This window comes from Alphaproteobacteria bacterium, assembly GCA_024244705.1.
Lineage (GTDB): Bacteria > Pseudomonadota > Alphaproteobacteria > JAAEOK01 > JAAEOK01 > JAAEOK01.
This window is the reverse complement of record JAAEOK010000049.1, coordinates 21,147-28,234: the sequence shown is the minus strand read 5'-3', so window position 1 is coordinate 28,234 and position 7,088 is coordinate 21,147. Positions and strand designations below refer to the sequence as shown.

Sequence of the window (7,088 nt, the reverse complement as noted above, 5' to 3'; positions counted from 1 at the left end):
CGCGTCTTCAACTCATACGACGACATCGTCGACCACTGCTGTGACGCCTGGAACAAGCTCATCGATCAGCCCTGGAAAATCATGTCGATCGGACACAGGCAATGGGCACATAGGTCATGATCAACGGGATTTGGTATAAGGATTGATCCCGAGAATGATTATGCCCTTGGGTTATTGGCGGACCACAATTTGGAATCGGGAAATATCGACGCCGCTAAGGATCATGTCGAGGAATTGCTTGCTGGGAAAGGCGATGATCCGAACCTATTGAAAACCTTGGCAACAATTGAATTCTTACGAGGAAATTACGAAGAGGCTACAGATATTGCTTGGTTTGTCCTCCAACTTACGCCCGGTGACAAAAGCGCTGCTATTCTATTTTTTGCAGCCGATTCCGCGAGTAGGAAACTTCTCGACCGGATCTTGTGGCGCCCGTTTGTCTGGATACGTGCCAGAGGGTGGAAAGGCTCATCGATCTTCTTCGCCATATGGCTGATGATGGGTCTGTTGTTGCCATCGTTGGCCTTTGTCACTGGCTATTATTGGTGGATACTAGGAGGAGGTCTTGCATTGCTAGGCGCGATATTTCTAATTGAAATATTGGTCAGCCGTTTGGCTGAAAAAGCGGTCGAGCGTGCTTCAATTCAAGACAGAGTGAGCGAAAGCTCCTTCACAGAAACAAACGTGCAATAACTATAGTTTTATTTGATTCTAGCGATCGAACAGAAGTCCAATTGACCGGCAAAAAAATCAAACTCACCGGCGGCTGCATGTGCGGCGGCGTCCGATTCCAGATCACCGGCACGCCGATGGCGGTTAGCCATTGCCATTGCGCCGATTGCCGACGTTCGACCGGCGCCCCATTCATGACCTGGATCACGGCCAAGAGCGAGGACTTCGCCTATAGCCTCGGCATGCCGAAGGAATACGCGTCGTCGGCTACCGTCCGCCGGGCATTCTGCGAACGCTGCGGCACCGCGCTCGCCTACCGCAGCGAGGACCATCCCGAAGAGGTCGATGTCTCGGCCGCCGCCCTCGACGACCCGCAAGCGGTCACCCCCGACGACCATCTCTGGATCGGCTCGAAGCTGAGCTGGATCGAGCTCGGCGACGACCTGCCGCGGCTCGAGGCGGCGCATTGGGGTCACGGTTACCCGAAGCGGGATTAGGGCAATTTCGTTATCTCGAGTGCTGCGCAGCATGCAACGGTGCGCGGCCGGCCCTAACGGGAACCGTCATCGCGAGCCGCCAGAGGCGGCGCGGCGATCCAGGAATCTCGCCCCGCTCTCGACGCCAACTCTGGATTGCTTCGCTGCGCTCGCAATGACGTTGCTATTCAAACCTAATTAAAACCATCCTGCTCCCGAACCCGCGCCGGATCTTTACGGCAGCAGTACCGTGCTGCCGGTCGTCTGGCGACTTTCCAGGTCCTGGTGTGCCTGCACCGCTTCGGCCAGCGGATAGGTCTGGTTGATCTCGATCTTGACGGCGCCGCTCTGGACGACGTCGAACAGGGCGGTGGCGCTTTCCACCATGTCCTCGCGCGAGGCGGTATAGGTCATCAGCGTCGGCCGGGTCAGATAGAGCGAGCCCTTGGCCGCCAGCAGCCCGGTATTGAAATCGGCGACCGGGCCCGAGGCGGCGCCGAACAACACCATCATGGCGCGCGGGCGCAGGCAGTCGAGGGAGCCGTCGAAGGTATCCTTGCCGACGCCGTCATAGACCACGGGCACGCCGGCGCCGGCGGTCAGTTCGCGCACCCGGTCGACGAAGTTTTCCTCGCGGTAATTGATGATGTGGGTGCAGCCGTGGGCCTTGGCGAGCTCGCCCTTTTCGGCGTTGCCGACGGTGCCGATGATGGTGGCGCCGATATGCTTGAGCCATTGGCAGGCGATCAGCCCGACCCCGCCGGCGGCGGCCTGCCACAGCACGGTATCGCCGGGCTGGACGCGATAGGTGCGGCGGATCAGGTACTCGACGGTCATGCCCTGCAGCATCATCGCCGCCCCGGTTTGATCGTCGATGTCGCCGGGCAGCTTGACGATGCGGTGGTCGGGGATGAGCCGTGATTCGGCGTAGGCGCCGACCGGCATCGCGGCATAGGCGACGCGGTCGCCCTCGCGGAACTCTGTGACCCCGGCGCCGACCGCTTCGACCACGCCGGCGCCCTCCATGCCGATGACCGCCGGCATATCGGACAACGGATAGGCACCGCTGCGGTGATAGGTGTCGATGTAGTTGAGGCCGACCGCGGTCTGCCGCAGCCGAACCTCGCCCTCGTCCGGATCGCCGACCTCGACCTCGTCCCAGACCATGTTCTCGGGCCCGCCGGGCTCGTGGATGCGGATTGCCTTGGTCATTGCCAACTATCCTCTCAAGTGCTGTTCAAAGAACGTGGACGTGCGCCCGTTCGCGGCGGCGGCGGCGTCCGCATCGTAGTGCTCGCCGCCGACCCGGGCGAAAGCATGGTCCATGCCGCCGTAGTCGCGGATGGTGACGTTGGCGGCGCCGTCGAGCGCGGCGTGAATCTTCTGCTGGGCCTCGGCCGGGCAAAACTGATCCTTCTCGGCAACATGAAGCATAAGCGGGTGACCGATGTTGCCGGCTTCGTCGAGGTTGTTTTCGATGCCGACGCCGTAATAGCCGACATTGCAGTCGGCGTCCGACCGCGTCGCCATCAGGTAGGCCAGTTTGCCGCCCAGGCAATAGCCGACGGTGCCGACCTTGCCGGTGCAGGCCTCGTGACCGCGAAGATGATCGAGCGCCGCGGTAAGGTCGACGATGCCGGCATCCTCGTCGAAGCCCTGGTAGAGCTCGAACGCGCGGGCCCAATGTTCCTCGGTCTGATCGGTGAGCTGGATGCCTTCCTCCTGGCGCCAGAACAGGTCCGGGCACAGCACCGCATAGCCGTTGCCGGCGAAGCCGTCGGCGAGGTCGCGCATGACCTTGTTGACGCCGAAGATCTCCTGGATGAGGACGATGCCGGGACCGGCGCCGGTTTCCGGTACGGCGAGGTACCCCGGAAATCTTCCGTCCGGGCCGGTGATGATGAGATCGGGCATGAGGCTCCTCCTGCGGGCCAGTTCTTGATCTTCGTCGGCCGTACGATATAGCGCCCCCAAAGGCTTGTCACGCCGCCGCGGGGCGATCGAATAGGCCGACACGAAGCGGATAGAAGGCGCCCCCGGAATCGGGCCCACTCTGCTCCTGCGACGGAGCCGAAGGGGCGCGAGATGACCGCATTGCGTATGGGAGCAACAGAATGGACGCTGCTGATCCTGCTCTCGGTGCTGTGGGGTGGCGTCTTCCTGCTCAACGCGATTGCGCTGACCGCGCTGGGGCCGCTGACGATCGCGCTCGGGCGGGTCGGCCTGGCGGCGCTGGTTCTGACCGCGGTGCTGCCGCTGATCGGCGTGCGGCTGCCGACCGCGTTCCGAATTTGGGGCGCGTTCCTGATCATGGGGGCGCTCAACAACGCCCTACCCTTCACCCTCATCGTCTGGGGCCAGACCTATATCGACAGCGGGCTGGCGGCGATCCTCAACGCGACGACGCCGATCTTCACCGTGCTCATCGCCCATGCCGCGACCCGCGACGAGCGCTTGACGCCGGGCCGGTTGGCCGGGGTCGGGCTCGGTTTCTGCGGTGTCGCGGTGCTCATCGGCGATCAGGCGGTGGCCGGCTGGAGCTGGCACAATATCGGCCAGGTCGCCGTGCTGGGGGCGGCGTTGAGCTATGCCTGCGCCGGGATTTACGGCCGCCGGTTTCACGGCCTGTCACCGGTCGTCGCGGCGACCGGCATGCTCTGGGGCTCGACCCTGTTGCTGGCACCGGTCGCGTTGTGGGTCGAGATGCCATGGCAGGTGGCGCCGAGCGCCGAAGCGTGGGGCGCGGTGATCGGTCTCGCCGTCGCCGGGTCGGCCGCCGCCTATGTCATCTACTTCCGCCTGCTGGCGGTGGCCGGGGCGACCAACCTGCTGTTGGTCACCTTTCTGTTGCCGGTGATCGCGGCCGTTCTCGGCTACATCGTGCTCGACGAGCGCTTGGGCTGGAATGCCTGGGTCGGCTTGGCGCTGATCCTGGGCGGGCTGGCCGCTATCGACGGCCGGCTAATCGGGAAGATCACCCGACCGTGCCACGCGAAACAATACTGAAAGATCAGTCTATGAATCCCTGCGCGGACGCCCTGCTTGCCATGCGGGGACCAGCCCCACGCACAGCGGCGCTAGAAACAAGACAGGCCGGTTTGTCTTTACACTGCGGCGCTGATGCTTGACGCCCGATCAAAACCGTCGCCTAGGCGCAGAGCAAATAGCCCTCGAGTTGAAGCAGCGCCGACTTGGTCGCGAGGCCGCCGGCGCCGGAATAGCCGCCGAGGTGGTCGCCGGCGATGACGCGGTGGCAGGGGATGAGGACCGGGATCGGGTTTTTGCCGCAGGCGCCGCCGACGGCGCGCGCGGCGCCCGGCGAGCCGACCGCCGCGGCGAGCTCGCCATAGGTCCGCACCTGACCCGGCGGGATCCGTAGCATGGCGTCCCAGATCGCCTGCTGAAACTCGGTGCCGGCCGGGCGCAGCGGCAGCTCGAACGCCCGCAGGCCACAATAGAAGTAGCCGTAGAGCTGTTCGCAGGCGGCGGCGAGCAGCGGGGTGGTGCTGACGTCGGGGCGGTCTTCGAAGCGAAGCTCGGTAATGACGCCATCCTCCTCGACCACTGTGAGCGGTCCGACCGGGCTGTCATAGACGGCGTGCGGCATCGGCTTATACCAAGGTTCGATGATAGGGACACATCTCATGGGTGCATATCGGGTTATCCGGGCAGGCGCGGTGCGAAACGCGATGTCGAGGCATCGGGCGAGCGCCGCAACGCACCCGGGGAGCCGATTTGCCCCACCGAAGGCCGCGGTCTTTGGCCCGCTCACGGCGTTGCGGGCCGCTTGTGGTGGATCTGCACCACGGCGCGCCCCGCGCCTGGTGAGCGGACAAAATCCCTGCGGTGAGATGGGTTCCTATCATCGAACTTTGGTATTAAGCCTCCATCAACGCGGCCTCGAGCGCGTCGGCGCCGGTCAGCGGCAGGGAACAGGTCGGCCCGCGGCAGATGTAGGCGGTTGCCTGGTCGTCGATCGGCGTCTTACCGGCGGCGGGGTGACTGTCGGGCAGGGTATCGTCGGGGCCGATCGTCTGCAGAATTCTATGAGGCAGCGAGATACCATACACGGTGCGCAGCAGCGCAGTCATGGACTCCAACCCCGCAGCGCCGACGAGAACCACCTGCAACGGCTCCTGATAGAAGTCGTAGGCGGCGATCAGGCTGGTCAGGGCCAGCACATTGCGTTCCAGTTCGCCGGCGAAAACACGGAAGATTTCTTCCGCCCGGTCGCGATAACGGGCGTCGCCGGTCAGGTGGTAGAGGCGGACGAAGTCCTCCGCCAATATCGCATTGCCGGCCGGGGTCGCGTTGTCGAACGAGGTCTTGGTGCGCGCGATCAGGTCGTCGACATCGTCGGCGGCGAGGAAGTAGGCGCCGCCCTTGCCGTCGCGATAGTGGCGCTCGACAATATCGCACCACGCCTGCGCGCGATCGAGGTAGGCGGTTTCGGCGGTGGCCTCGTAAAGCAGCAGGGCGGCGCGGATCATCAGCGCGTAATCGTCGAGCGTTGCCGGATGGGCGGCACGGCCCTCACGCCAACTGTGGCGCAGGCGGCCGTCGACGGCCATCGCATCGGCGACGAAGGCGAAGGCATTACGCGCGGCGGTCAGCCATGCCGGCTGGTCGAACGCTTGCGCGGCCCGGACCAGGGCACCGATCATGAGCCCGTTCCAATCCGCCAGGACCTTGTCGTCGAGGCCGGGGCGAATCCGTTTATCGCGTATTTTCAATAGCTTGACACGCAGTTGGGCGAGCTCTTGCTCGTCTTGGTCCGACTTCAGGTCGGGCCGGGCGGAGCGATTCAAGATGGTCTTGCCTTCCCAATTGCCGGCCGGCCGGACGTCGTAGGCAGCGGCGAAAACGGCGGCATCGGAGCCCAGCGCGGTGGCGATCTCGTCGGCCGACCAGACGTAGAACTTGCCTTCCTCGCCCTCGCTGTCGGCGTCGAGGGTGCCGGCGAACGCGCCTTCGGCGGTCAGCATCTCGCGAAACAGCCAGTCGATGGTCTCGTGCACCCGCGCGGCATAGAGCGGGTTGCCGGTTTCCTGCCACACCAGGGTCAGGAGTTCGACCATTTGGGCGTTGTCATAAAGCATCTTCTCGAAATGCGGCGCCAGCCACCGGTCGTCGGTCGAGTAGCGGGCGAAGCCGCCGCCGAGATGGTCGTAGATACCGCCTTGGCACATGCGGTTCAGGGTCACCGTGACGGCGTCGAAATAGCGCTGCGTTCCGGTTTTCTGCCACGCCCGCCACAGCAGCGCGAACAGCGACGGCTGGGGAAATTTTGGCGCCGGTCCGATACCGCCGAGGACCATGTCGACAGAACCCATGACATGGCCGGCGACCTGGTCGACCAGGTCTTGGGGCCAGCTCGCCGTGCTTTCCGGCGGGTCCAGCCGCTGCAGCGCGGTGGCCAAGGCGTCGACGTTGTTATCCACCTTGTCGCGCTCGTCGGCGAAGATCTCCGCCACCCGCCGCAGCACCTCTGGAAAGCCCGGCCGGCCGAAGCGCGGTGTCGGCGGAAAATAGGTGCCGCCCCAGAACGGCTCGCCCTTCGCCGTCAGGAACATGGTCAACGGCCAGCCGCCTTGCTGCCCCAGCAGGGCGAGCGAAGACTGGTAGATGCCGTCGAGGTCGGGGCGTTCTTCGCGGTCGACCTTGATATTGATAAACAGATCGTTCATCAGCGCCGCGATGCCCGCATCCTCGAAGCATTCATGGGCCATGACATGGCACCAATGGCAGGCTGAATAGCCGACCGACAGCAGGATCGGCTTGTCGCCGGCGGCCGCGGCATCGAGCGCCGCGCGCCCCCACGGCCACCAATCGACCGGGTTTTCCTTGTGCTGCAGCAAATAGGGGCTGGTTTCGGCGGCGAGGCGGTTGTCGGGCATATTACATTCCGGTGGTTCAAGCGGCGTTGCGCGATGCGGCACC

At 64.2% G+C, this 7,088-nt stretch carries 8 protein-coding genes; 4 read left to right on the top strand and 4 right to left on the bottom strand.

Annotated elements, in window-relative coordinates; translation table 11 throughout:
* From GY791_07790 to GY791_07780, 3 genes are all read left to right on the top strand, one after another.
* Nucleotides 1-120: IS630 family transposase (locus GY791_07790; protein ID MCP4328322.1), on the top strand; the 120-nt coding region annotated here is incomplete at its 5' end.
* A 69-nt stretch (nucleotides 121-189) separates the two neighbouring features.
* Nucleotides 190-693 (top strand): hypothetical protein, encoded by a 504-nt coding sequence (locus GY791_07785; protein MCP4328321.1) that lies wholly within the window; start codon nucleotides 190-192, stop codon nucleotides 691-693.
* A gap of 41 nt (nucleotides 694-734) precedes the next feature.
* Nucleotides 735-1,169 carry a GFA family protein gene (locus tag GY791_07780; GenBank protein ID MCP4328320.1) on the top strand — a complete coding sequence of 145 codons (435 nt, stop codon included), beginning with the start codon at nucleotides 735-737 and terminating at the stop codon, nucleotides 1,167-1,169.
* Between the two features lie 213 nt (nucleotides 1,170-1,382).
* On the opposite strand, the gene GY791_07775 is transcribed toward GY791_07780, so the two are convergent.
* Nucleotides 1,383-2,360, bottom strand: a complete 978-nt coding sequence (locus tag GY791_07775) for a quinone oxidoreductase (protein MCP4328319.1) — start codon at nucleotides 2,358-2,360, stop codon at nucleotides 1,383-1,385.
* A gap of 6 nt (nucleotides 2,361-2,366) precedes the next feature.
* A complete protein-coding gene (locus GY791_07770) occupies nucleotides 2,367-3,062 on the bottom strand; it encodes a dienelactone hydrolase family protein (GenBank protein MCP4328318.1) in 696 nt (231 codons plus the stop codon).
* A gap of 186 nt (nucleotides 3,063-3,248) precedes the next feature.
* On the opposite strand from GY791_07770, the gene GY791_07765 reads away from it, so the two are divergent.
* Nucleotides 3,249-4,154, top strand: coding sequence for a DMT family transporter (locus GY791_07765; GenBank protein MCP4328317.1), 906 nt, complete (start codon nucleotides 3,249-3,251; stop codon nucleotides 4,152-4,154).
* A gap of 142 nt (nucleotides 4,155-4,296) precedes the next feature.
* On the opposite strand, the gene GY791_07760 is transcribed toward GY791_07765, so the two are convergent.
* Together GY791_07760 and GY791_07755 are read right to left on the bottom strand one after the other, a co-directional pair.
* Complete coding sequence (locus GY791_07760) at nucleotides 4,297-4,755, bottom strand: methylated-DNA--[protein]-cysteine S-methyltransferase (protein MCP4328316.1); 459 nt, start codon at nucleotides 4,753-4,755, stop codon at nucleotides 4,297-4,299.
* A 271-nt stretch (nucleotides 4,756-5,026) separates the two neighbouring features.
* Complete coding sequence (locus tag GY791_07755; GenBank protein MCP4328315.1) at nucleotides 5,027-7,045, bottom strand: thioredoxin domain-containing protein; 2,019 nt, start codon at nucleotides 7,043-7,045, stop codon at nucleotides 5,027-5,029.
* Nucleotides 7,046-7,088 lie beyond the last annotated feature (43 nt).